Source organism: Candidatus Leptofilum sp. (assembly GCF_965223525.1).
Taxonomy (GTDB): Bacteria; Chloroflexota; Anaerolineae; order Promineifilales; family Promineifilaceae; genus Leptofilum.
On the sequence record NZ_CBDCWX010000005.1, the window covers coordinates 2,213,468 to 2,239,866 of the forward strand.

Genomic DNA, 26,399 nt, shown 5'->3' on the forward strand with positions numbered 1-26,399 from the left:
ATCATTCAGTTGTGTCAAGTATTCTGGCACCGGTAACCTCAACTGGGAAATTATCTCTTCCAACCCAATTGCCACCACCACCGCATTGGCAAGGAACTACAAAAAATTCTCCATTTAAGTAAACCTCAAAGGTCTCAGGGAGCTCGGAAGCCTCTATCGGAATAGTATCGGGGATGAAACTATTTTCTCCAGCGATTCCTCCCCCAACGATTTCCCCGTTTGCATTTCTGGCAATAACGATTCCCCTAGTAGCATAACTCACATTGGCGAGAGGATGGGTGCCATGATAAATTCTAGCAAGGGGTAGGCCTTCCGATGGAGATATTTCTACAAAAACAGTCTGGTTATCATCCGAAACTGACACAGCTTCAATAACAGATGTAGTTATCGCCTTAGGATCGATGGGCAAAAATTCTTCAACATCAATATTGACTTCAACATGATGGACTTGTTCTGACATTGACAACGGAACTGAGTCATAAAATCGGCGGCTTTGTCTGGGAAGAATCTCTTCTGCAAACGTTTCTTGAAACTGACCCAAAATAGATCCATTTTCAGCGAATGCAACAATCGAAACTGATATATTGGAAGCAACAAATGAACCATTTGGATTCAATAGTTTCATGTTGATGTCAAGAAATTCATCTCTTAGCTGCGATTCGTCCCCAACAAATATTTCTGTTTGAGCGATCTCTAATGGCTGCTGCGGAATAAAAGAAAATGTCTCAATATCGTCAATAGGCAATATTATCAGTGACTCTGGTTCATCTGATAGTTCTAACTGGTTGGCCGAAACAAATTCCAATTCAATACGATCGATGTCAGCAACTTCAAATTCTGTTTCTGCATCAATATTATTTGAGGAGCAAAGCACATTGCCGATGTTGGCTTTTTCAGACGGGAAAATATCACGAATATCGTCAAAGCAGACAGTCAATGGAATGCCCAGGCTGTCGTAAGCAACAACAGCAATTTGCAAGTCTGTGATAAATTGCTCTTCTGCTAGATTAGTTAGGGTGAATCCATAAGCAGCTTGATCTAGATTCTGTCCACTTTGTATTAGCGCACCAAAATTGCTGACTTCAAAAAAAGAAAATGTATTTGAGACGGTTGCGTTGCGAATGAGTGTAACAGTGTTTAGATTAGCTTCCCAAGTATCACCACCTCCACCAATACCGATTTCTGCATTTTCAGTTGAGGAATCAGACTCAGCGATTGACCAATCTATGGGGAATTGGAGTTCGACGGCGTGGCATTGGCCGTTGGCAACCCAGCCGTAAGTTGTGTTGGGGGCGGGGTTGAGGATTTCGAGCGGAACGGCCGTTTCCTCTCCAGCAGGATAAAAATTCACATTTACCCAACTGCCCCCAGCCGAAACCTGCGGCACCTCCGTAAACCAGTCGCTAATGGTTGCCTGGGCGCTTCCCTCCCAAGCAGCTATTAAACTGCCGGTAGCAACTTCCCACATCTCATAGCGACCCGCAACGCCCGCGCCTGTGGCGGTGTTGCGCCCTTGGTGCAAGCTAAAGCGTACACACGCGCCGCTCCCCGGCTGTTCAGCCACTGTTGGCTTGGCTTGGGGAAGCAGGGTAAAGATTGAAATGATTATGATAAGGAGAGGAACCAGGAAAAATAGAGAAGAATGTTTTGTAAATGGCCGTTTGCTCATCGGATGCCTCCTAGCTGATGGTCAATTGGATTTTTGTTGTCTAACACGCGCAAAAATTCGGCTGGTTCTGGCCGTATGCGGTAAGAATCTGTGAGGTCGGCATAAAGGATACGGCCGTCTATCCCCACAATCACCACCGTCGGCATCACCGTATCAGCTTCATACCCTGGAACGCCCATCGGTACGCCATAAGGATGGTCAATACCCAATTGGCGGGCTGCTTTGTTTTGCACATCCACTAAAAAAATAAAGGGAACCTCAAACCGAGCCGCCAAATCGCGGGTGTTTTTGTGGGGTTGTGGGCTAATCAGCACCATCTGCACGCCGCGCCGCGCTAATTCCTGGTATTGTGCCGCTATCTCTTTAATCTGAGCCATGCACAGCGGGCACCAGTTGCCCCGGTAAAATAGATAGAGTGTGGTTTGTCCCTTCAAATCGTCACTGCGAATGGGCTTACCGCTTTCATCTTCTAGAAGGATGTTGGGAAACGGCCGTCCCACTACCAACTGTTCATTATTGTTGCGATTCAGCCGTGAATACCAATGCACATAAGCCAGCCAGCCCACAAAAAGAAGCCCTGCCCACAAAGTTGGTAGCCACATAAAATCAATCAGCGTGAGGGCGGCTGCCAGGCCAACCCAGCCCGTGAGCAGGGGCAAATTGGCTCTGGTGCGTACCGTGGTGAAGCGGTACAAATTGGCAAAAAAACCGACAATGGGTAAGCCTGCCAGGAGCAATCCCACCCAATACCATTGCCAGCCATCTTGCACAAGCTGCACGACCGCCCAAACCATCGAAAATAACGCCAAGGAGAGCAACAGGGGGATCAAAAATGATTTGAGTCTATTGATCATAAATTTTGCCGAATTCCTTGTGTGCGAAAAACTCATCAAAGGGGAAATCAGAGCCGAGCCGTTGCAGTTCTTGTTTGCAGTAAGCGTCTAGTGCGTTGCCTCGTTTTGCGTCGAGCAGTTCCCGCCCGCCGTCTGCTTGCCCTTTTCGTACAATCTCGATTACTGGGCCACCGCCTACAATCGGCGACAGCTTGTGGTTAAGCTGGCGCATGTAGGCAAAACTGGATTTTTCGATAACGGCCGTTCGCGCCTCAGCCGTTAGTTCAACACCCAAAAATGTGGCCAACTGGTCAATATGACCCTCCATATCTGCCTTGAGTTTATGGAACGGAATGATCATCACATTAGGTTTGTGGCGTAATGCCCACCAGCTAGCAGTATGCTCCAACCATGACCCCAGCGGCACCAGGTTGGACATAAAAAGCTCATACCATTCATCCGGTGTTGGTTGTTGTAATCCCAAATTGCCAAGCGTCTGCGGAAAAAAGTGGTAGGTGCTGACGAAGAACTCTTTTGGATCACGAATGACGCAAATATATTTGGCCGCATCGTTGACTGGCACAAATGGTGCCTCAAGATGCGTTTTGATGACGCGCAGTCCAGTTGGCGATGGCGGCTGGGGATCATCCAGGGCAATTGAAGTTGAAAGGAAGAAGTCAGGCCAGGGGATCATATCATAAATATATTCATACTCTGCCTGCCCGTGATGGATAATTTGTAGCGATATTTGCATCATCCAATTTGTGCCGCTGCGAGCCTGGGTGGCTACAAACACGTCATTTTTGCTAGGCACATATCCCTTAAAAAAGGTTGGGCCTCTCATTTTTTCGCCTGCGATCATTAATTTGAAAATCTGCTTTTGGTGTCCAAGCCGGGTTGCCAAGCGAAAAAGCTGGAGGACGGGTCGAAGCGGAAAAGGAATTTTGACGTGCTGCCTACTGCTCATTATCTGTTCCTAATAATAATTTGGTTGTGAAACATTTGGATGTGAGAATGTGGCGAGCTTGTTGGGCGCAATGTTGTTGAGTCGGTAGCACATTATACAACAATGATCAAAATCCTAAATTGCTTTGTAAGCATTCAGACTTTTGAAGTTTTTGGCTTCAAGTGCACTAATTTCCAGACGCAAAAACTTCAAAAGTCTCCAGGTAGTTTGGCTTGATTGATAAAAGTAGGTTTCGAAACGGCCGTCAGCAATTCGTGAACAGCCTACTCCGGGAACTGAATCTCAACTGCATGGCATTGGTCATTGGAAACCCAGCCGTAAGGCAGGTCAGGTGCGTGATTCAAGATTTCCAGCGGGATGGGACCCGTGCCGCTGGCGGGGTAAAAGTAGACCTGTACGTGGACCACGTCTTGGCTGAGCGGCAAATTGTGCAGCCAGCCGGAGTCCAGCCAACCCTGTTTGGCCGTCCACGTTGCCAGCCGATGACCTGAGGGCTCTTGCAGAATATAGGTGCCATCCTCTGGCGTGCCGTCCACTTGGTTTCGGCCCATTTCCAAATCAAAGCGGGTACACCCTTCACCCTCGCCTGGGATAGGGTCGGGTGGAATGATGATCACGCGGGTAACCTCAATGAATTCTGTCATTGTGACTGTTTGGGTGATGGGTTGAACCGTGACTAAAGTTTCGGTAATCGTTTCCGTCACAATCCTGGTAGCGACAATTTCAGGTGGGGGAGGCGTCGTCAGCAACAAATCATCCAGATAGACATTGACTTGTTGCATGGTGACGTTGCTGTTGTCGGTAGACGTTTCGGTTTCTGTACCAGTTTCCGTGTCGGAGCCGATGTCTAAATCTGGTGTGGGTTCTGTGGGAACGGTGGTGGGGGGAACGGCCGTTTCGACCACTTCCTCTTCAGCTACCGCAACCAGAGTAGAGAGCCAAAGCAGCAAAGGAAGTAGGAACAACAGACCCCCAATCCCCCATTTCATCCGATGGTAACGATCAATTTCAGCGGCAGGAGTACAGTTGTCAGTTTGTAAAGTTTCAGTGGATACGCTTGTTTCAGTCGCATTACCGCTTTTGGTTTGTATTGTTCGATCAATCATGAGGATACCCTTTTGGTTGATAGGCATTTGTTTGTGACCTATGAAGTTAGATCAACATTGCTGCTGGTTGTCACTTTGGCCTGTTCCAGAGCAATGGAGCGTAATTGATCCAGCAGCTCTACAGTTGATAGCGTGACAAATCGAGAGGAGAATGTCTGTTGCAGCGCGGCCGCAGCATCCAGATCGATTTCTGCCAACTGCTGCCAGGTTCGGATGTAATATTCATTGCTCAACACGGCCTGAACCTCTTCGTCGATCAGCTCGATCTGGGTAAAGTCATCGGTGTGACCTTCACCCCGAAATCGTTCTTGGAAGCCATCCAATCGGCCCCAATACCCATTGGCAGCCAATTTGGCCTGAATGATGACCCATTCGTAGACTTGTTCCACAGTGGTGCTTGCGCCGTAATCCCCCCCGATTTTTTGCAAGATGGTTTCGATTTCCTCGAATTCCACATTGGCCAACTCTCGTAAGGTATGGATACCGAGTTTGTTTAGTTCGTTTTCTGTCATCTTACCGATGCCCCAGATATGGTCTAAATTGCGAGTTCGGCGCGCTTTCATTTTTTGGCTGTAGGCCAGCTTGCGCTGTGCCAACTGCTCGATCTTGTTTTCTGCGGCTAGATTGGCCTGCGTTTGCCACTCAAGAAAATCTTCATCACTTAGCAGCGATCCACGTCTTGTTTTTGCCTCAAACATGTTTCGCAGCGTGGCGAGTGAACTGTCGGCCAACTGGCGGAACGTCTCAATTCCTTTTTCTTTCAGAAGCGATTCTGTTTTGGGGCCGATGCCCCAAATTGCACTTAAATTATCGGCACGAGGGCGATGGCTGGTTTCGGTAGGAGTCTCTATTGTGTTCCCAATGCCGTTGCCGCTGCGACTGTTTCCACTACCAAAACCGCCTTTGCTTTCTGAGTCACTGTTCACGTTCACCGTCAATGCCCCACGGTTCATCGCCAGACTTTGAATAACTTCTACTAGCCCCGTCGTTTCACGGCCGTTTAAAGCATGTGTTTGCTGCAATCGGGCTGCTTCAAGCTGGCCTAGTAGCGAAGCGTTGTTTCGCTCCAGGCTATGTACAGTTGTGCGTAGCTGCCGTTCAGTTTCGTCACAGTTTCGGCGTGGATGCCAGAAAAAGTAATCCAATATTGCTTCAATCCCCCAACCGACAGCAATGCCAATGATTAAAAAAATTAACGAACTGGTAGTCATGATATTTCCTTTTTTGATTGAATTTGAGAATTGATTTTCGTGTTCGATTACAGGTTCCAGTTATGGGGTGGCACAGACGGCCGTATTCGGTGCTCCACGTAATATTGTTGTGGCGTTTGTGGTTTGGGGCGGAGCCGTTTGCCGCGAGACAGGTAGGCAATAGCTTCCTCAATCGAGCCGCCGTAGGTGATAACCGACACGCCGCGCGGGCTTTTTTCTTCGGCGATGGGGTGGGCAAAACGGCCGTACAATTTGTTCGTGTAGGGGTTTGCTTTTTCTGCCTGGAGCCGCAGTTGGGTAACGGCCGTTCCCTGGTACCGTTGCAGGGTAAACAAAAGCCCGTGATGAAACAGGCGCGTTAAGCGGTAGCTGGGCAAGATTGCGCCAACGTACAGATAAAGCACGTCCTTGTTGCTGAAATCATATTTGGGTTCACCCAAAAAATAGCCCAATGCGCCTAGTAATTTGCTTTCAAAAAAGCCGCCCGTTACTTGTCCTTTGGCAAAAAGTAACTGCGATACTTTTTCAGCGGCTGTGCGGTCTGGTAAACAGAGTTCTTCTCGTGAACTGAAAAACAGATCTGTGATTGCGTCTATTTCATCTGATTGACATAGTCGGTACGTAAAATTTTTCATCCGATACACTCCAGAACTTACTATTTTTAGTGAATAAGCCAGCAGTCGGGAACGGCCGTTTCTGCCGAAAACGCTTCGAATTTGTCTTGGACAGCCACTTCACACTGCTCGTCAAAAATGGGCAGAACGGCCGTAACAAGCAGAACCAGCGTCAGCAGCAAAACCAGCAGTCCCAAAACAAATCGCGCTGGATAACCAGGCATTTGGCGGGCGGGGAACAATGATTTTGTTTGCATCACGACCTCCTTTTTTGGTCAACAATATTTGGATTGGTTAAACGATGGGAGCATGATGACAAACGGCCGTCAGCAGTTCGTGAACAGTTTGCTAGGTGTGCAGATGGGTAAGGCAAACGGTAAGAAATGTGGGGCAAGCTAACGATGGATTTTCACAGGCAAATCTTCAAAAGGTGGGGCGCGTTAACCAACTTCCTGGAACCAACTGAAGTTCTCAATCAAAATCCGTGACAAACCTAGCGAAAGTTTGTCTAATGCAGGGGATACCAAAACTAGCAATGCAAAACACAACATTGACAAAAGAAAGCCACGAATTAAACGAACCGACAATTGATATTTTGGAAGAAGGCTGGCTGCACAAAGTGATGCTGCTTTTTCACTTGCCCACGCGCCTGCCGGGTGTGCTGGTCGTTGGCTTAGTGCTGGTTGTGGCTATATTAGCCGGCGCTGGCTGGTGGCTGCTCACAGGCGACAAAGCATTGGCAGAGCTGATTGCCATCTTGCTCGCCCTGTTCATGGCGGCAGATTTGACACTTCTGCTCTCGTTACCGCAGCAAAACATTTCTTTTGGCCCCTGGAAGGCACAGCTTTTTGTCTTAGCGTTGCCTCGGTTGGCTGCCACGCTGGGTTTGGCTTCAGTGGCAACCCTGTTGCCTGGCAATTGGCCGCTTTGGTTATTTTTGGGGGCACAGGTGATGGGAACAGCCGCTTTCATTCGTGGCTACATTTTTGAACCATTCAAGCTCAAATTAACGGCTGTTATGACCTTTACAGATCGGTTGCCGCTAGGCACAGAACCAATCAAGGTGCTGCACATCAGCGATTTACATGTAGAGCACCTAACAGAGCGCGAAGCCCAGGTGCTGGAACTAGCCCGCGAGGCCAAGCCCGATCTCATCGTTATCTCTGGCGATTACGTGAACCTTTCCTACAATCGTGATCCCGAAACGCTCAAGCAGGTACGCCAACTGCTAAGCCAGCTATCTGCCCCGCACGGTGTTTTTGCCACGTTGGGTAGCCCGCCAGTTGATCTGCGCGAAACTGTCGTACCCATTTTTGATGATTTGTGGAATGTGACACTGTTGCGACATGGTTGGCAAGAAGTAAATATGGGAAACGGCCGTTCCCTCACCGTCATGGGGATGGATTGCAGCCACGATTTACCTGTAGATGCGGGTCGTTTGGCGCGTTTGGTGGCGGCTGCCCCCAGTGACCTGCCCCAACTGCTCGTTTACCACTCCCCTGAACTGATGCCCGAAGCGTCTGAACACGGCATTGATCTTTACATGTGCGGCCACACGCATGGTGGCCAGGTGAGGTTGCCCATCATTGGCCCAATTTTTACCAGCTCCCAGTTGGGACGTCGTTTTGTGATGGGATTGTACAGAATCGGCCGTACCACACTGTACGTTAGCCGAGGCATTGGTTTAGAAGGACTCAGTGCCCCCCGCGTTCGTTTCCTCTGCCCTCCAGAAATGACCCTCATCACCATCATGCCCAATGGCTGAGAGAATAATGAATTGTGAGTTGTGAATTTTTAACTGTGAATGCCTTTGGTGGCCGCTTATTCACAATTCATTATTCAACCTCTTTTTCTTCCAGCCACCCCACCATCTTCTCTGCCACCTGCTCCCAACCAGCTTCCAGCATCATGTCATGCGCCATTGGGAAGAAGTGGGGCTGGGTGTTGTAAGCACGAGCTGTTGCTTTCACCTCGTCCATAGAAAAGATTGTGTCGCTTTCTCCACCCAAAACCAGCATGGGGGTTTTGACCCGTGCCGGTCGGGGCAGGTTGAACAACAGCATATCCAAAAAGCCGCGATATGATTCATCGCCAAGTTGGGCAAAATAGTCTTTAACCTGCTCGGCAGGCATATTTGATGAGAAGAAATGAAATTGGGCGAGTTCGGCCGTTTCCACCAGCGGGTAAAGGCTCATCTTTGCATTTAGCTTCGCAAATTGCCAGGGAAAACGCCACGCCGAGCGCAGTGTAATTCGCCACACGCCCTGCGGCGGCACAGATGCCAGCAAAATAGCCCCGGGCAGCGTCACATCCTCCAAATACTTTTGCACCACATACCCGCCCATCGAGTGCCCAATAATGACAGGCGGCTGCGGCAGTTTAGCGGCCGTTTCGGCCACATCAGCCACATAATCTTTTGCAGAACTCCAACGTAGCCGCTTTGCACCGCCACTTTGCCCGTGACCACGCAGGCTTGGCGCGTAAACTGCATACCCATGCTCCGCAAAATAAGGCAAAAAATATTCATCCCAGCACCACGCGCCGTGCCAGGCCCCGTGAATAAATAGCAGTGGCGTCTGTTTTGTTTGCTCAGTCGGTTTGCGGACGATCAATTCCAGCATGTGAGCCTCCTTATTGCAACATTTTGGGTAAAAGGGCGTATAGCATTGTGTAAACTAAAATTGGTTGGTCATTCTCAAAAGAGTGACCAAATGGTATATGAGGCTAAAAAAATGACAACTGATTCGGTAACGATGAAAATGAAAGAAAATAATCCTGAAACCCCTTTTTTGCTGCGGGTCATCTGGTTCTTTGTATTCGGTTGGGAGCTGACGGGCATTTGGATTTTGGTGGCCTGGGCGCTGAACGCCTCGATCATCGGTTTGCCTTTGGGCTTGTGGATGATTGACCGGGTGCCGCAGGTGCTCACGCTGAAGGCGCGGCCTGGGGTGATGGTGACAGACATGAAAGACGGCCGTTCCCAATTTCTCCCCGCTACCAATGCACCGTTCCTTATCCGCGCTGTCTACTTTGTACTGTTCGGTTGGTGGTTTAGCTTGCTCTGGGCATTCCTGGCCTACCTACTGTGCGCCACCATTATCGGCCTGCCTCTGGGGGTTATGATGCTAAACGGACTGCCTGCCGTAACAACCTTGGCTAACAGTTAATAGAATCTAAATTGGCAAAAGCCCCGCTCCGTTTTCGGAGGGGGCTTTTTTATTGAACAACTAGGATAAAGCTGACCAAACTTCCAGCTTGGCCCGCACCCGCCGAATGACCTCGTTGGTAAACTCGTCGGTGTTGGCCGTGCCGCCAATATCGGCCGTTTTGGTGCCATCGTACACCGTTTCCAGCGTGGATTCGTAGATGGCACGGCTGGCCTGCTTTGCTTCTGGTTCATCCATAAAAGAGAGCAGCCCGGCAGATGCCAAAATCATCGCCATCGGGTTAGCTCGGTTGAGCCCCTCTAATGTGGGGGCGGTGCCGTGCGGCGCCTCGGCCATTACGCAATCCACCTCGCCATCATCATCTACTGAAATCACCATTGATTCAGAGCCAGCGATAGAGCCAAACATCTGCAAAACCATGTCAGACAGCAAATCACCGTCTCGGTTTAGGCTAGGGATGACGAGCGGCTCACCGGTAGTTGCCAGCAGCAAAGCAAAGGTGGCGTCAATAAGCTGCGGTTCGTACCGAACGCTGGGGTACTTTTTGGCGGTGGCATCCATCTCTTCTTTAAACATCCCTTCGTATACCGGACTCACCGTAAATTTAGGGCCACCAAACACTTTGGCACCAGTGTTGCGGGCGTGCTGAAAGGCATATTCAGCCACGGCGCGGCAAACCCGACGGGAAACTTTTTCGGTGCGAAAAGCTACCTCATCAAGAGAGCCATCTTCCCCTTCGCGCCACTCTTTGGCACCGTAGGCATCGCCCCGTGCCATACGTACCACGCTAATGGGGGCATAGACACCAGCAATGGGGCGCACGCCAGGTATGCGCCGTCCGGTGCGTAGAATTACTTCGGCGTCCATTTCTTCACGCAAGATGCGGTTAGGGCTTCCTACATCACCTTTTTGTTCTGGGGTGATGGTGGCTGCTTTGAGGGCTAGATGATACTCGCGCATTGCTTTGCCCGCTTCGTAAACCACCTGGTTGTTGGTAGCGCGTCGGTTTTCCAGGCTAAGATCGAAGCGTAAAAAGTTTAAGTCCATGCGAATGACGCCTGGCTCCAGGACGCGAACTGCTTCTTCGAGCAGCTCCTGGCCAGTTTGGTCACCTTCCAAAAGTACAATTGTTCTGGTCATAATAAATTGGGTCTCCTAAAAAATAATTTCTTTATTTTCTTCTTGAGCGTAGGTAGTTAAGGTATTTGGGCAGGATGACGGTGTAGAGTTGGTAGAGCAACGGCCGTACCGGAAAATCCCATGCGCCGATATGCCGAACAACCTGGCCGTTGAACCCCGCTTTAAACCGCCACACGCCCCACAAGCGGTCGCTTTCTACAAACTCGTCGGGGGCACCCCAAAAGTCGTAGACGGTGCAGCCTTGTGCTTTTGCCCAGCGGATCGCTTCCCATTGCAGCAGGTAGTTGGGCATCCGCTGACGCTCTTTGTGGGTGGAGGCACCGTACATATAAATAACCCGCTGGCCGTAGCGCACCAGGTAAACGGCCGCTACCGGATCACCCTCAAACTCAGCAATGAGCAAATGCCCCATGCCTGCTTGGTGAAAACTTTGCCACGCATCCAGGTAGTAGGCTGTGGGGCGAATGCCGAAGCCGTCGCGCACGGCCGTTTCAGCATACATCTCGGCCATGATGGGAAAATCAGCTTCACTGCCAGCCCGAACCACAATGCCTTTACGCCCGGCGAGGCGGATGTTGTAGCGAGTCTTCGATTTCATCGCTGCCAGCAGATTTTCTTCCGAGAGCGTTAAATCCAGCTCTACCGTGTTGCGAAACTGAATTTGCTCGTCGGAAAAGCGCCAGCCCCGATTTTTGAGTTCGCCCGTGAATTTTGTGCCGAGGGGAGACGGCCGTTCCATCTCATATCCCCAGCTTTTCACAATTTCGGGGTCAATCTTGATGAAGATGGCGCGTTCGCGCCGGGCGATATTTTCCAGTTCGGCCAGTACCACGCGGCGCAGTGCGCCATCTTTGTAATCCAGTGCGGGGCCTTTAGGCACATACAAAATGCAAAATGGCGTTCGCGGAATTTTGCGCTTCAGGATCATTGCCGCCGCCAATGGTTCCCAACTGCTCTCGCTAATGGTGAGCGTGAGCGGGATGGGCATCCAGCCCCAGCGGGACTTTTGCGCTGCCCAAGCCCAGCTTTGCAGCGCATGGGCATATGGCAGGCTAGCCAGCGCCTGTGTAAACGTCGTTTTCGACTTTTCCAGCTTAAACGTAGATGCTCGGTAGGTGGGCTCGTTGTGAGTGGTTGTCATTTGTCGAAATGGGAAGCCGTAATCGGTAACGTTTTTACTGTTTACCGTTTACTGATCACCGATTCCTGCGCCATTGGTAAAGTCTATAGACGAGTTTGTTGTAGATGCGATCCGTCGCGCCGATGGTGCGCTGAATTTGGCCACCAAAGCCGCGCTTGAAGCGATAGACACCCCACAGGCCGTCGTAGCGGGTAGTGAAATTGGCTTCGAGTTCATTCTGGGGTGCATCGGGCACGCCCCAGAGGTCGTACCAGTGGCAGCCCTGTTCTTTGGCCCACTGCATGGCAGCCCACTGGACGGCGTAGGTGGGCATTCGCTGGCGCTCTTCGTTGCTGGAGGCCCCGTACAGGTAAGCGGCCGTTTTGCCCGAAGCAAACACCATCACACCGGCTAACGGCCGTTCTTCATATTCTGCCAAAAAGAGAGCAGCTTGCCCCATTGGTTCAAAAATTTCGTGGGCGGCTCGGTAATACATGGGCGTATGCACGCCAAATTGGTCGCGCTCGCCCGTCACGCGCATCAGCTTGTTGAAAGCAGCGATGTCGTTCAGGCTACCTTGCCGCACGGTGATGCCCTTTTTGGCTGCCAGCCGGATGTTGTACCGGGTTTTTTGCTTCATGTTGGCTAATATTTCGTCGAGAGACGGCCGTAAATCAACCATAATCGTATTTGGCGGCTGGATGGTGTCACTGTTGGGCAGCAGATTATGCTGCTGGCAGATGGCTTGCCATTTGGTATTCATCGCCTCGTTTTGCCAAAGCAGTGGTTCCATTTTTAAGATGGCTGCGCCCCGCTCGTAAACAGATTGGTCAATCTGGTTGAGCAAAATCGTGACCTGTTCTTCATCGTCCCAATTTACCAGCGGACCGTGCGGGATGTAAGCGATTTTCACCAGCCTGGCGGCGGCAGAACGGTAAAGCACCTGCGCCCCGGCAACCAGTTGGCCGTCCCTTCGCATCCAAACGCGGTGCGACGTCCAGCCAAACCGATTTTTAAGCCGTGCCCAGTTAGTGGTTTGCAAAATGGAGCCGTCGGGATGATTGGCGACAAAATTGTCCCACTCGGCATCTTCTTCACTGTACGGCCGTTCGCCGATCTCTAAAATCTTATCCAGCATAGTCGCCGATTATACCGGAAATGGGGTAATCGCATATTCGGTTTGTCGGAATATTGCGTATAGCGTATTTCGTATTCAAGTGCATTTTTACGATATACGCAATTCGCAATACGATTTCTCACCCAATGACTGCCAGGGGGCTTTATGCTACAATCCGGCAGCAAATCCTCACAAATTTAGGGCAAATAAATAATGAACATTCACCAACTGTTTCAACTGCAAAAGCTGGATACGGAAATTGATGAGAAGAAGAAGCGTCTGGGCGAGGTGCTGAAGGCGCAAAAAGAGCCAGAAAGCCTCCTCAAGAAACGGCATCGGGCAGAAACGGCCGCTTCCGAGCTGCAAACCTGGCAAACCAAACATCAGGATTTAACGCTGGAGGTGGGCAGCGTTTCCACCAAAGCCAAAAACTCTGAAAATCGCCTTTACTCTGGTAAGGTAACCAATCCGAAGGAGCTGTCTGATTTGCAGCAGGAGATTGAATCATTGGGGCGGCGCAAGACGGCACTGGAGGAAGAGGTGCTGGAGGCATTGGTCATGGTGGAGGATGCACAAACGGAAAAAACGGCCGCAGATGCTGAATTGGAAACGGCCGTTACCGACTGGGAAGCTCAAAGCACCCACCTAAAAGCAGAACAAAATGAACTGGCGCTAAGCCTGCACAAACTCATGCAAAATCGTAAAGGCAAAGCAGCAGCAGTGGAGGCTGCCGCGCTGAAAGAGTATGAGCAATTGCGTAAAAGTCGGCATGGGGTAGCGGTGGCTGCCCTGCGGATCAACGTTTGTCTGGGATGTCGCACCACTGTGTCTGCCAACAAGGCGAAAGAAGTAAATGAAGGGCGAAAGGTGTATTGTGGTGGCTGCGGCCGTTTGCTTGTAGCAGCCTAATTTGCCCCAAAATTTGGTAAGATTTCTACAGTCTTCATTTTTGATTCATGATACGATGCTGAGTGTAGGTTAAAAGTGGGACGGCCGTATCGCTTTTTGCTGCACATAGCTTATAATAGTTCCCAGAAGTTCAACTTTTTTGAAAAGTTGAACTTCTCTAATATTTCACAAATTTTTTTGAGGAGTTTTCACCAACTTATGAGACGATTCTTGCGCTGGAGCATCCCATTGTTGGTTATTGCCACCGTTTTTGCCATTTGGCCAAGCACCGTATCTGCGGCCAAATGCTTCATTCAGTCCGATGAGATCGGCCATGTGTGTGAAGCCGAACCGCCGGAGCCAGTTTTCTCCAAGCCACAGCCCTTTGCCAACAGCTTTTTGCCTTACCAAACCTATGCCCGCCTGCACGACAACATAGACGTGTACGCTGGCCCTAGCCTGGGCAGTGGCGTTGTGCGAAATGTGGGGGATGGCTTTTTATACGCCACCGTTCAGGGGGCGGTTGAAGCCGAAGGCGCACTTTGGTATGTCATCAATTATGGCGAATATGTGCGTGCTGAAGATTTGACGCTAGTAGAATCTTCAGAGTTTACAGGGATTGAAATCAAATCGCAGCCGGAACGGCCGTTTGGCTGGATGGTAGTTGATTACTGGTACAGCAACGAACCCGGCGCTGAACCCGCGCCAGAAAATATCAAGTTGCCGCGCTATACCTTCTTTGAAGTATACGATGCCGTCACCGCTGACGATGGCTGGATTTGGTACAACATCGGTGGTGGACGCTGGATGCGCCAGACCTACGTGAGTCTCATAGACCCCAACCCCCGCCCGGAAGAAGTGGGCGAAGATGAATATTGGGTAGAGATTGACCTGTACGAGCAAAGTTTTGCCGCTTACATTGGTGACCGGATGGTATATGCCGGGCTGGTTTCTAGCGGGCTCAACCGCTGGCCTACCCATGAAGGCTTGTTCAAAGTGTGGAGCCGACACGACAAAACCAAAATGTCTGGTGCAGAGGGCAAAGTTGATTACTATTTCATCGAAGATGTGCCTCACACCATGTTTTTCGACAACGATATTGCCCTGCACGGCGCGTTTTGGCATGATCGCTTTGGCTACAAACACAGCCACGGCTGCGTCAACATGCCGCCACGCGATGCAGAATGGGTGTTTTACTGGTCAGCTGGTGCGCCCAACGATTTGTGGGTGTGGGTACACACCTCTGATCCCAACCATTACTATGATCGCTACGATCCCGTGACATCGTTTAGCGGCCCATAGCCTTAACGAGCTGCAAAATGCAAAGACCTTGAGCCAAGCACTCAGGGTCTTTTTTGTTTCTGTAAGAAATTAAATGTTTAGGAATTACACATTCGGCCTAACTAGACTACAAATGTGAACAAGACTTTTGTATCTCCATTGCGTAAGTGCTGATGTTGTTACAGGGTAATTACCTGATCTGGCGGGTTGCCTGCCAACGCGCCGTACAAATCGGGGAAACAGCCAACCATCACGCCATATACTGTGCCAGACGGCTGGCAATTGCCCGCTTCACCCTCGGCCAGACCGCGTTCCAGGGCACATTGGTCGCACATCATCAGCATCATCCCTTTGTTGGCCGCGACTTTGGCTAGTCGCTCGCCAATGGGGTCGCCTTTTCGCAAAATGTAGTTGTTGTCATCAAAAAAGAACATGCCAATCACATCTACGCCGTGAGTGCCAGCTTCTAGCTGGGGCAGAATCATTTTGCCAAGTTTGTAGCTGGCAGTGTGGCCGGATGTGGCAAAAACATATGCAACCTTCATGAAAAATTCTCCTTTGTAAATAGAACGTATAGCGTATTTCGTTCCTTGAAAATTGGTAACAGATTCGTTGCCCATTGTAATGAAATGGTCGCAGGATCGCAGATTCAGTCATTGACTTTGTCGCCAGGGATAAACGGTGTTTGGATAACAAAGTGGAAATAATCTTCTGAGCTTTGGGTAAAGGTGTGGCTTTCACCTGGTTCAACAACAAGCATATCGCCAGCCTGGAGTTTGATAGGTTGTTGATTGACAACGGCCGTACTTGTGCCTCTTGCTATCAGATAAATTTCAAATATTTGGGCATGGTGGTGGGGTAGATCAATGCCCTCATTCGCATAGCCAACAGGAATTGGCACCGCCGAATTCCACGGCCCGACAAACCAGCCCTTATTTACAATTTTGTCAGGTTTTTGGTGAATCATTGCTTGTTATTAGAGGAAGGAAAACCAAAGATTTAGCAGATTGATAAGATTTTTATCTGCTAAATCTCTGATGAAAAACATTCCTATACAATATGTAATGTAACGATTACGGCAAGACAAATTCAGCTACGATAGGGGCGTGGTCAGATTCTGGGAATTTGTCGTCGGTGCGGAAGGCACCTGACTCGTCGTGCAGCACTTCGTTGTGGATTTCGGCACCGCGATAGTAGGTAAGTAGCTGACGTGTAGCCAAAATGTGATCCAGCATCTCCTTCCGACCCAGATGGAACAGCGAATAGCGAGAGGATTCGGGGATGGATTCTTCGCAAGGAATCATGATGCGCTCAATGAGGCCCGTGTTGCCCGTTTCCTCAACGGGGCCCATGATGGCCTGTAGCGGCACCTCATTCACATCGGCGTTGAAATCGCCACAGGCGACGATATATTTTGGCTCGCCGCTTACGTCCAGCTTGTCGAAGATGTCGTCAATGAGCACGCGCAGCTCCAGGGCTTGCCCTACGCGCTTCATGGCGGAGATGAAGCTACCCTCTGCCCAGCCAGCCATGGTGCGCCAGGTATAGTTATTGATTTTTTGGCCACTGATGTTGGACGGCCGTTTCGATTTCATATGCACGTTCAATAAATGCAGCATCCGGCCTGCGCCTAAATCAATGGTCACATACAGGATGGGACGTTCCCAGGTAATCTCTTTGGCATCTTCAGCAGGGTCGGCGGTGACTTTGCGGTAGCTGGGCTTGGGAGCGTATTCGTGCTTAATTTGCTGCACATCGCGGATGGGGTAGCGGCTAATCACCACAAGGTTGCGCTGGTCGTACGCTTCATCGCGGGTGGTTTTGGTGTGGGCTGTATAAAACCATTCATAGGGCGTTTCGGCCAGTAGCTGATTGAGCGCATCTAGCTGGCGCGGCCCTCCCTCAAACTCCTGCCCGTTCACTTCCTGAAAGCAAATTACATCGGCACGCAGACGCAGCAGTTGGGGACGCAGTACGGCAATCCGCTCTTTGAGAGACGGCCGTGCGTCTGGTTTGTCATCCAAATTTTCCAAATTAAAAGTTGCAATTCGTAAGGGTGTCGCCACAGGAAACTCCTTTTTTTGAGGTTCGGGTTAACGCACTCAGTATAGATGGGTTGGGTCAAAGACTCAACCAGTTCGCTATTTTTGTTCATGAACGAACAATATGGCGGAAATTCCCGCAGCGTTCCGTTTAGCTCATTAAACGCTTTTACACAGTATTGGAGGGAATCATGACGGAACGATCGCAAAGAGAGGGATGTGCAGGTTGGTTCAAATGGATGGTCGCTACGTTTATTGCGCTGATTAGCGCCGGTGGCGGCATTGCGGCCTGGGCAACGGTATTTAGACCGCAAGAACCGCAGCAACCGCCTCCATCCACACCCATTGTCATCAACATTCAAACCGAGGGCGGATCTGGCGAAGAGACACGGACTGAGGTGGTATTGCCGGAGGATGTGTTTGTGCCAACGGCCGTTCCCACCCCGCAGCCCATCGTCAACCAGCCGAATACAAATCGGCCGTCGGAGCAGGATGTGGCTAATTTTTTGTACGAGGCGGTTGTGGCAGAAACGGCCGCATATCTTTATCTGGATGGCAGCTATGTTTCTTACTACTTCACCGGTGTGCCGCTGAGTGTCATGCAGTCTGAAATTATTGATTTAGCAAACCAGGGCGTTATCGTGGCCAAACTGTACGATGAGACCCAAAGCTACATCTACGATATTCGCTTTGTGAACGATAGCTACATCGAAGTAGATAGCTGCGAAATCTGGTCGTTGGAGATGTATAGCGTGTGGGACAGCAGCTTTTTGGGCGGCGAGCCACCGGCACTGTTTCCGCAAACGATCACCATTGAGCAATTCAGCAATGGCTGGTTCATCACCAACATCGCCTTTTATGAGGTTCCTGCTTTTTGTAGCTGATCAATTGCGAATGATGAGCCAGACCCCCAGCATGAGGATACCTATGCCGAGCAGTTTTGTGGGGTCTAACGGCCGTACTTCTGCCCCAAACCAGCCAAAATGATCAATAATGCCGCCCAGCAAAAACTGGGTGGCAATTAAAATGGTGAACGCCGTCACCAGCCCCAGGCGGGGGGTAACATACCCAATCGTGCCCACAATAATTAGCCCCAAAATGCCCGTGAGGAAAAAGTGTATGGGTACCTCCCGCCAGGTAGCCAAATTGCCCCCGCGCAGCAGCAGCATGGTAATGCCTACCAGCAGCCCGCCGCTGCCGTAAGTGATAAACACACTCTCAATTGTCCCAATTTGTTGATCGAGCACGCCCATAAATTGGGCTTGAAGCACTACCGCAATGCCCCCAATGATGGCGATAAAGACCAATGCAATAAATGTTGTCATCTTTCTCTCCAGGTTTTGTCAATTTGGGGGCGATCTTGCTTCTGTGCTGTTCCGCACAACGTTGTACGCTAAGGGTAGGTTTTGTTATTTTGTGCTTCTGTTCTTCAAATAATCAATAACGGCCGTTTTACTCACCACATCCCCATATTTACTGTCAATATCAAACAAGTTGGCTTCATGAGGTGCCTGATGGCGGTCGCCTACACATTCGCTCGGCACAATGACACGAAAACCGTGCTGCATTCCATCAACGGCCGTTGCTCGCACACAGCCACTCGTGGAACAGCCGGTTAAAATTATTGTGTCTACACCCAAACTAGTAAGCATCGCCGCCAGTGACGTGCCAAAAAAGGCACTGGCATACTGCTTCACAATGACGACATCTTCTGCCGCAGGTGGCAGCTCAGGCACGATTTCGGCCAGCGGTTCGCCAGGAACCATGGTACGAAGCACGGGCACTTTTTGCACAAAAAGGCCACCATCCAGACCGTTTTTATTGTATAGAACTTGTGTGTAGATGATGGGTACGCTTTTTTGCCGAGCAAGTTCAAGCAGCTCAACGGTTTCCTGAACGGCCGTTACCACATCGGGCGCATACAAAGCCGAGCCTTCTGTCGTATAGGCGCGAATAAAATCAACCACCAACACCGCTGGGTTGTTGCCAAATCCTAAGCGGCCGTCGAAAACGCCGGAATAGTTTGATTGTAGGTCGGTCATGAATGCCTCCTATATTGCGTATTGGGACTGTTTCGGAATACGCAATACTAGCTACCTCCATAATTTTAACCCAGTGCCCACATCCAGCACGCGCCTCATTGGCTTGCCATCGTACGCCATGAGCGTGAATTCTACAGCAAAAGCGGCGGCGCTGGCGGCGTGACCGCCTACCAAGCCAATGCCGTGCGGGTAGGCGGCATCCCGAAAGCTGACAGACAGATGTAGGTGGACGTGGGGGTGGTCATCCAGCAGGCTGATTGTGCCGTGACCGGAGACGATTTCTAACGGCTGTTTCAACACAGTTGGCTCTTGTCGGGTTTGCTGCTCAAAATCGTAAGCGGTAAAGGTAACTTCATTCAGGCCACCCAGTAGTTCGAAAGTGGCAGTGGTGATGTAGTGGGTAACGGCCGTTTGCGTCAATGCTTCATGCACATTTGCACCATTGGTTAACGTACCCATAAACACCCGCAAACCAGCCGAATTTACTTGCTTGCATCTTATCTTTGCCATAATTGTCCCATCTGCAGACTGCGGATTCTTAATTTTGTTCATGACCTATTTCTTGCCAGAATGGCGGAAAGCGCATGAAATAAGTCGAGAGCAACAGAGCTACTGTTTGCCACAGTACAAAAAGCCGTGCATTTTGGTAAAGCGTTAGATGAATGAGGGTCAAAGAAAGGTTGGGGACATGAGCTAGAAGAACTTTACGGCCGTTCCACGCCGCAATATTGTGTTCGGGAGCCACGTAAATGTCCCAGTAAAGCGCGTGCCACAGCCCGATGAAGGCAGGCAAGATGAGAAACGAAACAAACACAACCAGCCACTGTGCCGAAATCCAGTTTGATGTCAGCAGCCAAACCGAGACAAAGAGGGTTCCTTCACTAATGCCCCAGAGCAGGCCAAAAAGCAGGACGGCAAGCACATTTAGGGAACGGCCGTGCGTCAGCGTTCCCTTCGGCCAGATGTACCCATAGCCCACCAAAATGACCACAAAGCAGGCAAGGGTTAGAGGGATGTAGCCGGGTGTTGAGGGAACGGCCGTTATCAAAGGCCGACTAAAAATAATTTGCAACGCACCACTCCACCAGCCCAGTAGCAAACAAACTGCAAAATAAATCATAGCGCGTCGCCAAGCAGATTTGGGCTGGTAAACGATGGCTGAATCCACCCTAAATGGCCCCTTTTCCACGCAAAGCGGCAATAGTCGCGGCTGATTTGCCTAACGATTGCAAGACCTCATCCGTGTGTTGCCCTAAAAGCGGTGGCGGACTAAATGACTCTTCGTGCGTTTCAGACAGTTTGATGGGGTTGCCCGGCATTTTTACGCTGCCGCCCGAAGGATGATCCACCTCCACGACCATTTCCCGCGCCAACACCTGCGGTGCGCTCAGCGCCTGGGCAAAATTATTGACTGGCGCACAAGGAATACGCGCCTCGCCCAGCTTATCAATCCAGTAAGCCTGCGTATTGGTTTGGAAAATTTCACTGAGACGCTGGTTGATGGTGGTCTTGTTCTGCCAGCGACCAGGCTGTCCTTTGTTTTCCTCCGTATCTAAATCAGGCGCATCAACCAAAGCCATTAGGTTTGTCCAAAAATTATCTGTAATCACGGCAATGATGATGTGGCCGTCACTTACTGGGAAGGTGTCGTAAGGTACATGGACAAAGTGGGCGTTGCCCAACTGTCCCGGTACCAGACCAGACAAACTGTACATCGTTGCCATATAGTTGAGGAGGCTAATTTGGGCATCCAGCATAGCAATGTCTACATGCTGACCGCGCCCGGTTTGTTCACGCGCAGCGAGGGCTGCCAGTACGCCTACTACGCCCATCAAGCCACCCGCTAGGTCGCCGATAGGAATGCCAGCGCGGGTGGGGGGGCTATCTGGTTGCCCCGTGATAGACATGCCGCCGCCCATTGCCTGGGCTACCATGTCAAAGGCGGGGCGCTTGTTGTCTGGGCCCGTTTCACCGAAGCCGGTGATGGTGGCGGTAATAATTCGTGGATTGATGGCAGATAAGCGTTCATGGTCAATTTTAAGCCGACTAGTAACGCCAGCACTGAAGTTATCCAGAACGATATCGGCCGTTTTTACCAATTCATAAAACAGCGCCAAGCCTTCTTCCGATTTCAAATTCAAAGTGACGCTTTTTTTGTTACGATTGAGCGTCAGAAAATAAGCACCCATGCCGTGCAGGCTATTTTGGGGATCGTTTTCCAGCAGGCGGCGGGTGCCTTCGCCTCTGCCCGGTGGCTCAATTTTGATGGTGTCTGCACCTAAATCAGCTAGCATCATGCCTGCGTAAGGGCCACTGAGCATGTGGGTGAGGTCAAGGAGGCGGATGTGTGAAAGGGCTTTCATGAAGGTTCCTGGTACGTATTGCGTAGTGCGTATTTCGTATTGCCTCTGGCCGTGTAAAAGCCCTACGCAATAATGGATAAAACTTTGATTCTACAGTTAAATGTTATAACATTATATCATTGTATCATTGGCGACCACCCCCGACAAAATCAGGAGACATGATGACAAACCCAGCCCCGACCCCCAGAAAGTTTGGCCCCGTGCGGATGATGCCCGGTATTACGGTCAAAAATATGGTCGTTTACTACATTTCTACGATAACGGCTTTGATGATGTTTACTTTTTTGCCCCAAGTGCAGCCCTTTTTGCTGACGGAGCTTTTAGCGATTCCAGAAAGTGAGCAGGGGGTGATCAGCGGGAATTTGGCGCTTTTTGCTGAAATTGTCATTTTGTTTTCGATTGGCGGCTGGGGGACGCTGTCTGACAAGGTGGGGCGTAAATTTGTAACGGCCGTTGGCTTTCTCATCATGGGGGTGGCCTTATTCCTGTACCCCAGCGTTACCAGCATTCCTCAGCTTTACCTGTTTCGTGGCTTCTTTGCTTTGGGTTCCTCGTCCATAACCACCATGATGGCGACGGTGATTGCTGACTATGTGATTAACGACGATCGGGGCAAGGCGGCGGGGCTGCAAGGCATCGGCAACGGCATTGGTGCGATTCTCACTGTATTTGTGGCTTTACAACTGCCCAAAATTTTTATGGATGGCGGGGCATCGGCCTTGCAGGCGACGCAGCGCACCTTTTGGCTGGTGGCTGTTGTTGCCACTATTTCTGCTGTCTTGATGGTCATTGGGCTGCAAAGCCGCACTAAGCGACAAAAAGAGCAAAAGAAAAGCATCTGGCAAATTAGCAAAGAAGGTTTTGACGCTGCCAAAGACCCAGGCATTGCCCTGGCTTATATGGCAGCCTTTGTCTCGCGGGGGGATTTAGCCATTGTGGGTACCTTTTTCTCGCTGTGGATTGTGACATATGGCACGGCAGAAGCGGGGCTAACAACGGCCGAAGCGTTGGCGCGATCAGGCATTATCATTGGCATCTCGCAACTGGTTTCGTTGCTCACCGCGCCCATTTTTGGCATCATGGCAGACCGGATGAATCGGGTAACGGCCGTTATCATTGCGGTTTCCATTTCGGCCATTGGCTATGGCTCCACGCTGCTGGTAGATGATCCAACTGGCGGCATCATTTTCCTTTGCGCCGTTCTCATTGGCCTGGGCGAAATTAGCGGCGTTATTGCCAGCGGCGTACTGATCGCCCAGCAAGCCCCCAGCGAAATTCGCGGCTCAGTGATCGGGATTTTTAGCTTATGTGGTGCTGTGGGCATTATGGTGGCGACCGGGGTCGGCGGTCAACTCTTCGACACCTGGAAGCCGCAGGGACCCTTTGTTTTGTTTAGCATCTTTAGCGTCATTGTGGTCATTGTGGGCTTGGTTATTCGGGATAAGGTTGTGCCGCTGAATGAGTCGGCTGATGCGGTTGGGGGGCATTAGAAACATATTGCGTATTGCGTATTTCGTATCAACTCCTACGCAATACGAAATACGCAATAAAACAAATTTATGTCAGACAAAAACGAACTCCTTCCAGTCCTCATCGTTGGTGCTGGCCCGGTTGGGCTTTCTTTGGCGACGGCTTTGGCGCAGCAGGGTGTGGCAACGGCCGTTTACGAAAAAGAGCCCACGCTCAACCAGGAAATCCGTGCCAGTACCCTGCACCCTGCCACGCTGGAGATGTTTGCTGAGTGGGGCGTCGCCGAGCAGGTAATTGCCAACGGCAACCCAGTGCGCCAACTGATGTATTGGGAACGCCGCACCCAGGAATTGATTGCCCAGTTTAACTACGAAAGTATCGCCGCCGACACGCCATTTCCTTTTCGGCTGCAATGTCCCCAGCACATTCTTACGCGCACGCTCAAGCCGCTGCTGCAGCAGTCACCCTATGCTACGGTGCATATGGGGCATGAGTTAATTGGTTTTACGGATCATGGTTCGCATGTGACGGCCGTATTCCAAACGGAAAATGGAGAGGTGGCAGTGAACGGCCGTTACCTATGTGGCGCAGATGGCTCCCACAGTGCCACCCGCCGCCTGCTTGGTTTGGCCTTCCCCGGCTCCACCTATCAAGATCGCTTCCTACTCATTGGCACAGATTACAATTTTCGCCAGCATTACCCCGATCTTGGCCCCGTCAACTACATTTTCGATCCCAAAGAGTGGGTCATCATGCTCGCTTTGCCCGACCTCACTCGCGTTGTCTTCCGCCTGCGCGACGAAGAAGACAGCGACACAGCCACCAGCCCCGCCGCCCTGCAACAGCGTTTGCAAAACTTCGTCGTCGAGGGACAAAATACGCAATACGCAACACGCAATACCCCCCCCTTCAACATCCTCACGACCCAACTCTACCGCGTCCATCGCCGCGTTGCAGATACGTTTCGTGTAGGCAATGTGTTGCTGGTGGGGGATGCGGCTCACAACAACAACCCAATGGGCGGCATGGGCATGAACAGCGGCATTCACGATGCCCATAACCTAGCACCCAAACTCTCTTCTATTTTAGAAGGGGAGGGGGATGAATCATTGCTTGATCAATACAATACAGAAAGGCGGCAAGTTGCTTTGGAGGATGTACAATCTTATTCGGAGCAGCGTTTTAAAGACATGACAGCAAAAAGTGATGCTGAACGCCAGCAGCGGGATGCCCAATTGCGAGCGATGGCGGCCGATCCGGCTCTGGCACGGGCTTACTTATTGAAGGCATCCATGCTTTCAGAAAGAATTTAGCAATAACCAACCTGCTTCTTGGCAGCGCCGAGTAAGCATTTTCTTCAAGCAGTTTTACAGCAAGCCCCGGATCAGGGTATTTACCAGATAACTATTGTCCCAACCGTCTTTGAGCGGTTTAGGGCCAGCAAATGGCCCCATACGCACAATGACGAGTTCATGGGAAGGAACAATGTAGATTCGTTGTGCCCCATAGCCGGAAGCATAATAAGTATCTTTAGCCAAAAAGGGTTCAGTGCGGATGTACCCACCTGCGCCAGGGCGCGGGTTGGGCGTCTCCTCATAGCCTAACCAAATGTGCAGGCCATAGTATGGGCTAACGGGAGACGGGGTTATCATCTGCTCAATCCAGGTTGCCGGGACAATTTGACGGCCGTTTACCACCCCCTTGTTTAGCAGCATCTGGCCGAACTTGGCCCAATCACGCGCCTGGGCTAAAAGGCAGCATTCTGTATGGGAACGGCCGTTGACATCATCGAGCCACACAAAGGTTGCCACAATTTTTCCGCCAAGTAAGCAGCATACCGTTGCCCAGTAGCGCGTTCAAGGAGTAGACCCAGTAAGTAAGAATTCAGATTATTGTAGTCAAATTGGCTGCCTGGTTCATAAGCAAGGGGAACTGCCAAAACGAAGGGAAGCGTGTTGCCACTGAACAGCCAACGAAAATCATTTGAGAAGGGGTTGAATGAGAAGCCGTACTGATCCAAACCGCTAGACATCATCAGCATCTGGCGAATTGTGATTTCTCCACGGGCATCAGCTTGCCATTCGTGAATGAATTGCCCAATAGAAGCATCCAGGGAGCTAATGTGCCCCTCGGCAATCGCGCTGTGGAGCAAAATGGGCAGAACCGTTTTGTGCATTGATTGCGATTGGGTAAGGGAGGATGCAGAGCGACCTTCGCTGTACCATTCTGCTTGTATCACGCCGCGATGAAGAACGAGCAAAGCATAAGATTCAAAGCTGGCAGCATACCTTTGTACAGCTTGTAAAGCTTCTTTATTGATAGTTTGTTTAGCGGAGTTAACAGCGAGTAGGCCAATGGGTTGGGGAGAGGGAACCGTTTCGGTTGGTTGAAGCCCAATGTGGCCGGGATCGTTCATGTGTTGAAACAAACCAAAGAAACGTCGCCACAGCCAGGGATCGCGCCTATAGACGATAATGGAAATGAGGGCAACAGTGAGAAGAATTACCAAAAAAGTCATTCAAGTCTAGAATTCACGCAGCAAACGGCCGCAACCATACACCTTATCCTCAATCCCGTTTTCCCGAAGCGCCATCCACCAGGTGGCGGCGTTGATGGCAATGACGGGTTTGCCTAGCCAGCGTTCGGCTTCGTCGGCGAGCCCCACCATGCTCAAGTTGGTGCCAGCCTGCACCAAAGCATCCACATCTTCACCGTTTACTTCAATGAGTGCTTGGCGTAGCTCTTCTTCTGAAACGTGGGCAATGGCAACGGCCGTTGGGCATTTCAGCCCCTTAATCCGCACCACCTCAAAGCCAATTTCGTTGAAGAACTTGATGACATTATCATCCCCAATTTGCTGGTAAGGGGTAACAACGCCAATCTTTTTGGCACCAAATAGGTTGAGAGCCCGTTCACACGCTTCGGCTCCGGTAGCCACATCTAGCCCGCTCCACTTTTTTATATTGCGGATAAATTCACGGTTGCCCTGAACACCCCCCCAAAAGGTTTCGGCGCTCATGCCCATGACCATATAATCCACTTCGGCGGTCATCACTCGCTGTACGGCATACTCAATTTCCACCCGAATTTGCTCCAAGAGGGCCTCAAAGGCATCGTTGTCGCTCAGGTTTTGGTCACGAATCCAAATGCGAGAGATGTGAGCCGTCACGCCGGGGACGGCCATGTGATAAAAGTCGGGTTCTACGATGGTGTTGGTGCTGGGGACGATGACGCCAAATTTTTTGCGCCAGGCTAGGGCATCGGCCATGGGGGTCTCCTTCATCTGTAGGCATTGTGTATTTCGTATTGCTGACACGTAATACAAATACACAATAATAAAATCCTTTGACGTAAATGTTATAACAATGT

Annotated in this window: 29 protein-coding genes; 7 read left to right on the plus strand and 22 right to left on the minus strand. The window is 50.6% G+C overall.

Annotated elements, in window-relative coordinates:
- Window position 1: 1 nt before the first annotated feature.
- The 7 genes from ACOQPM_RS15135 to ACOQPM_RS15165 all read right to left on the minus strand — a co-directional run bounded on the left by ACOQPM_RS15135 (window position 2) and on the right by ACOQPM_RS15165 (window position 6,657).
- The gene (locus ACOQPM_RS15135) at window positions 2–1,669 is read right to left on the minus strand and encodes a hypothetical protein (RefSeq protein ID WP_420630101.1); all 1,668 of its coding nucleotides are present in this window, start codon (window positions 1,667–1,669) and stop codon (window positions 2–4) included.
- Window positions 1,666–2,523: a peroxiredoxin family protein gene (locus ACOQPM_RS15140; RefSeq protein ID WP_420630102.1), complete on the minus strand. Its 858-nt coding sequence runs from the start codon at window positions 2,521–2,523 to the stop codon at window positions 1,666–1,668. The genes ACOQPM_RS15135 and ACOQPM_RS15140 overlap by 4 nt, the downstream gene beginning before the upstream one ends.
- Window positions 2,513–3,346 (minus strand): sulfotransferase domain-containing protein, encoded by an 834-nt coding sequence (locus ACOQPM_RS15145; protein ID WP_420630103.1) that lies wholly within the window; start codon window positions 3,344–3,346, stop codon window positions 2,513–2,515. Before ACOQPM_RS15145 ends, ACOQPM_RS15140 begins: the two co-directional genes overlap by 11 nt.
- Window positions 3,347–3,732: 386 nt before the next feature.
- The gene (locus ACOQPM_RS15150; protein ID WP_420630104.1) at window positions 3,733–4,575 is read right to left on the minus strand and encodes a hypothetical protein; all 843 of its coding nucleotides are present in this window, start codon (window positions 4,573–4,575) and stop codon (window positions 3,733–3,735) included.
- Between the two features lie 38 nt (window positions 4,576–4,613).
- Complete coding sequence (locus ACOQPM_RS15155) at window positions 4,614–5,786, minus strand: helix-hairpin-helix domain-containing protein (RefSeq protein WP_420630105.1); 1,173 nt, start codon at window positions 5,784–5,786, stop codon at window positions 4,614–4,616.
- A 47-nt stretch (window positions 5,787–5,833) separates the two neighbouring features.
- Window positions 5,834–6,421 carry a hypothetical protein gene (locus tag ACOQPM_RS15160; RefSeq protein WP_420630106.1) on the minus strand — a complete coding sequence of 196 codons (588 nt, stop codon included), beginning with the start codon at window positions 6,419–6,421 and terminating at the stop codon, window positions 5,834–5,836.
- 26 nt (window positions 6,422–6,447) lie between these two features.
- A complete protein-coding gene (locus ACOQPM_RS15165; RefSeq protein ID WP_420630107.1) occupies window positions 6,448–6,657 on the minus strand; it encodes a hypothetical protein in 210 nt (69 codons plus the stop codon).
- Window positions 6,658–6,935: 278 nt separating this feature from the next.
- Between ACOQPM_RS15165 and ACOQPM_RS15170 the strand changes: the two genes are divergently transcribed.
- Window positions 6,936–8,165: a metallophosphoesterase gene (locus ACOQPM_RS15170; RefSeq protein WP_420630108.1), complete on the plus strand. Its 1,230-nt coding sequence runs from the start codon at window positions 6,936–6,938 to the stop codon at window positions 8,163–8,165.
- Window positions 8,166–8,235: 70 nt separating this feature from the next.
- Here the strand turns inward: ACOQPM_RS15170 and ACOQPM_RS15175 are convergent, their stop codons facing one another.
- Window positions 8,236–9,021, minus strand: a complete 786-nt coding sequence (locus tag ACOQPM_RS15175) for an alpha/beta hydrolase (protein ID WP_420630109.1) — start codon at window positions 9,019–9,021, stop codon at window positions 8,236–8,238.
- Window positions 9,022–9,132: 111 nt separating this feature from the next.
- Here ACOQPM_RS15175 and ACOQPM_RS15180 point away from each other — a divergent pair, with 111 nt between their 5' ends.
- Window positions 9,133–9,567: a YccF domain-containing protein gene (locus ACOQPM_RS15180; protein ID WP_420630110.1), complete on the plus strand. Its 435-nt coding sequence runs from the start codon at window positions 9,133–9,135 to the stop codon at window positions 9,565–9,567.
- 60 nt (window positions 9,568–9,627) lie between these two features.
- Here the strand turns inward: ACOQPM_RS15180 and ACOQPM_RS15185 are convergent, their stop codons facing one another.
- The 3 genes from ACOQPM_RS15185 to ACOQPM_RS15195 are packed head-to-tail and all read right to left on the minus strand — an operon-like array spanning window position 9,628 to window position 12,965.
- Window positions 9,628–10,707, minus strand: a complete 1,080-nt coding sequence (locus tag ACOQPM_RS15185) for an isocitrate/isopropylmalate family dehydrogenase (protein ID WP_420630111.1) — start codon at window positions 10,705–10,707, stop codon at window positions 9,628–9,630.
- 31 nt (window positions 10,708–10,738) lie between these two features.
- Window positions 10,739–11,848, minus strand: coding sequence for a lipid II:glycine glycyltransferase FemX (locus ACOQPM_RS15190; protein WP_420630112.1), 1,110 nt, complete (start codon window positions 11,846–11,848; stop codon window positions 10,739–10,741).
- A gap of 55 nt (window positions 11,849–11,903) precedes the next feature.
- Window positions 11,904–12,965, minus strand: coding sequence for a lipid II:glycine glycyltransferase FemX (locus ACOQPM_RS15195; RefSeq protein WP_420630113.1), 1,062 nt, complete (start codon window positions 12,963–12,965; stop codon window positions 11,904–11,906).
- Window positions 12,966–13,157: 192 nt separating this feature from the next.
- Here ACOQPM_RS15195 and ACOQPM_RS15200 point away from each other — a divergent pair, with 192 nt between their 5' ends.
- Together ACOQPM_RS15200 and ACOQPM_RS15205 are read left to right on the plus strand one after the other, a co-directional pair.
- Window positions 13,158–13,853, plus strand: coding sequence for a zinc ribbon domain-containing protein (locus ACOQPM_RS15200; protein WP_420630114.1), 696 nt, complete (start codon window positions 13,158–13,160; stop codon window positions 13,851–13,853).
- A gap of 198 nt (window positions 13,854–14,051) precedes the next feature.
- Entirely contained in the window at window positions 14,052–15,134 is a 1,083-nt protein-coding gene (locus ACOQPM_RS15205) for a L,D-transpeptidase (RefSeq protein WP_420630115.1), read from the plus strand.
- Between the two features lie 158 nt (window positions 15,135–15,292).
- On the opposite strand, the gene ACOQPM_RS15210 is transcribed toward ACOQPM_RS15205, so the two are convergent.
- The 3 genes from ACOQPM_RS15210 to ACOQPM_RS15220 all read right to left on the minus strand — a co-directional run bounded on the left by ACOQPM_RS15210 (window position 15,293) and on the right by ACOQPM_RS15220 (window position 17,179).
- On the minus strand, window positions 15,293–15,658 hold the full coding sequence (locus tag ACOQPM_RS15210; protein ID WP_420630116.1) for a SaoD/DsrE family protein: 366 nt from the start codon (window positions 15,656–15,658) through the stop codon (window positions 15,293–15,295).
- Between the two features lie 104 nt (window positions 15,659–15,762).
- Window positions 15,763–16,014: a cupin domain-containing protein gene (locus tag ACOQPM_RS15215; protein WP_420630117.1), complete on the minus strand. Its 252-nt coding sequence runs from the start codon at window positions 16,012–16,014 to the stop codon at window positions 15,763–15,765.
- A 172-nt stretch (window positions 16,015–16,186) separates the two neighbouring features.
- A complete protein-coding gene (locus ACOQPM_RS15220) occupies window positions 16,187–17,179 on the minus strand; it encodes an endonuclease/exonuclease/phosphatase family protein (RefSeq protein ID WP_420630118.1) in 993 nt (330 codons plus the stop codon).
- Between the two features lie 167 nt (window positions 17,180–17,346).
- On the opposite strand from ACOQPM_RS15220, the gene ACOQPM_RS15225 reads away from it, so the two are divergent.
- Window positions 17,347–18,039 (plus strand): hypothetical protein, encoded by a 693-nt coding sequence (locus tag ACOQPM_RS15225; RefSeq protein WP_420630119.1) that lies wholly within the window; start codon window positions 17,347–17,349, stop codon window positions 18,037–18,039.
- Here ACOQPM_RS15225 and ACOQPM_RS15230 read toward each other — a convergent pair whose 3' ends face one another.
- The 5 genes from ACOQPM_RS15230 to ACOQPM_RS15250 all read right to left on the minus strand — a co-directional run bounded on the left by ACOQPM_RS15230 (window position 18,040) and on the right by ACOQPM_RS15250 (window position 21,560).
- On the minus strand, window positions 18,040–18,480 hold the full coding sequence (locus ACOQPM_RS15230) for a DMT family transporter (RefSeq protein WP_420630120.1): 441 nt from the start codon (window positions 18,478–18,480) through the stop codon (window positions 18,040–18,042).
- An 84-nt stretch (window positions 18,481–18,564) separates the two neighbouring features.
- Complete coding sequence (locus tag ACOQPM_RS15235; protein ID WP_420630121.1) at window positions 18,565–19,197, minus strand: N-carbamoylsarcosine amidohydrolase; 633 nt, start codon at window positions 19,195–19,197, stop codon at window positions 18,565–18,567.
- Between the two features lie 51 nt (window positions 19,198–19,248).
- Entirely contained in the window at window positions 19,249–19,707 is a 459-nt protein-coding gene (locus ACOQPM_RS15240; RefSeq protein WP_420630122.1) for a PPC domain-containing DNA-binding protein, read from the minus strand.
- Between the two features lie 28 nt (window positions 19,708–19,735).
- A complete protein-coding gene (locus tag ACOQPM_RS15245) occupies window positions 19,736–20,317 on the minus strand; it encodes a hypothetical protein (RefSeq protein WP_420630123.1) in 582 nt (193 codons plus the stop codon).
- 49 nt (window positions 20,318–20,366) lie between these two features.
- Window positions 20,367–21,560 (minus strand): CaiB/BaiF CoA transferase family protein, encoded by a 1,194-nt coding sequence (locus tag ACOQPM_RS15250; RefSeq protein ID WP_420630124.1) that lies wholly within the window; start codon window positions 21,558–21,560, stop codon window positions 20,367–20,369.
- Window positions 21,561–21,718: 158 nt separating this feature from the next.
- Between ACOQPM_RS15250 and ACOQPM_RS15255 the strand changes: the two genes are divergently transcribed.
- On the plus strand, window positions 21,719–23,050 hold the full coding sequence (locus ACOQPM_RS15255; protein ID WP_420630125.1) for an MFS transporter: 1,332 nt from the start codon (window positions 21,719–21,721) through the stop codon (window positions 23,048–23,050).
- Window positions 23,051–23,119: 69 nt separating this feature from the next.
- The gene (locus tag ACOQPM_RS15260; protein WP_420630126.1) at window positions 23,120–24,343 is read left to right on the plus strand and encodes an FAD-dependent oxidoreductase; all 1,224 of its coding nucleotides are present in this window, start codon (window positions 23,120–23,122) and stop codon (window positions 24,341–24,343) included.
- A 54-nt stretch (window positions 24,344–24,397) separates the two neighbouring features.
- On the opposite strand, the gene ACOQPM_RS15265 is transcribed toward ACOQPM_RS15260, so the two are convergent.
- From ACOQPM_RS15265 to ACOQPM_RS15275, 3 genes are read right to left on the minus strand one after another with little or no spacing between them, the layout of a single operon-like run.
- On the minus strand, window positions 24,398–24,841 hold the full coding sequence (locus tag ACOQPM_RS15265) for a hypothetical protein (protein WP_420630127.1): 444 nt from the start codon (window positions 24,839–24,841) through the stop codon (window positions 24,398–24,400).
- The gene (locus ACOQPM_RS15270; protein ID WP_420630128.1) at window positions 24,778–25,548 is read right to left on the minus strand and encodes a serine hydrolase domain-containing protein; all 771 of its coding nucleotides are present in this window, start codon (window positions 25,546–25,548) and stop codon (window positions 24,778–24,780) included. The genes ACOQPM_RS15265 and ACOQPM_RS15270 overlap by 64 nt, the downstream gene beginning before the upstream one ends.
- A gap of 6 nt (window positions 25,549–25,554) precedes the next feature.
- Entirely contained in the window at window positions 25,555–26,298 is a 744-nt protein-coding gene (locus tag ACOQPM_RS15275; RefSeq protein ID WP_420630129.1) for a maleate cis-trans isomerase family protein, read from the minus strand.
- Between the last annotated feature and the right edge of the window lie 101 nt (window positions 26,299–26,399).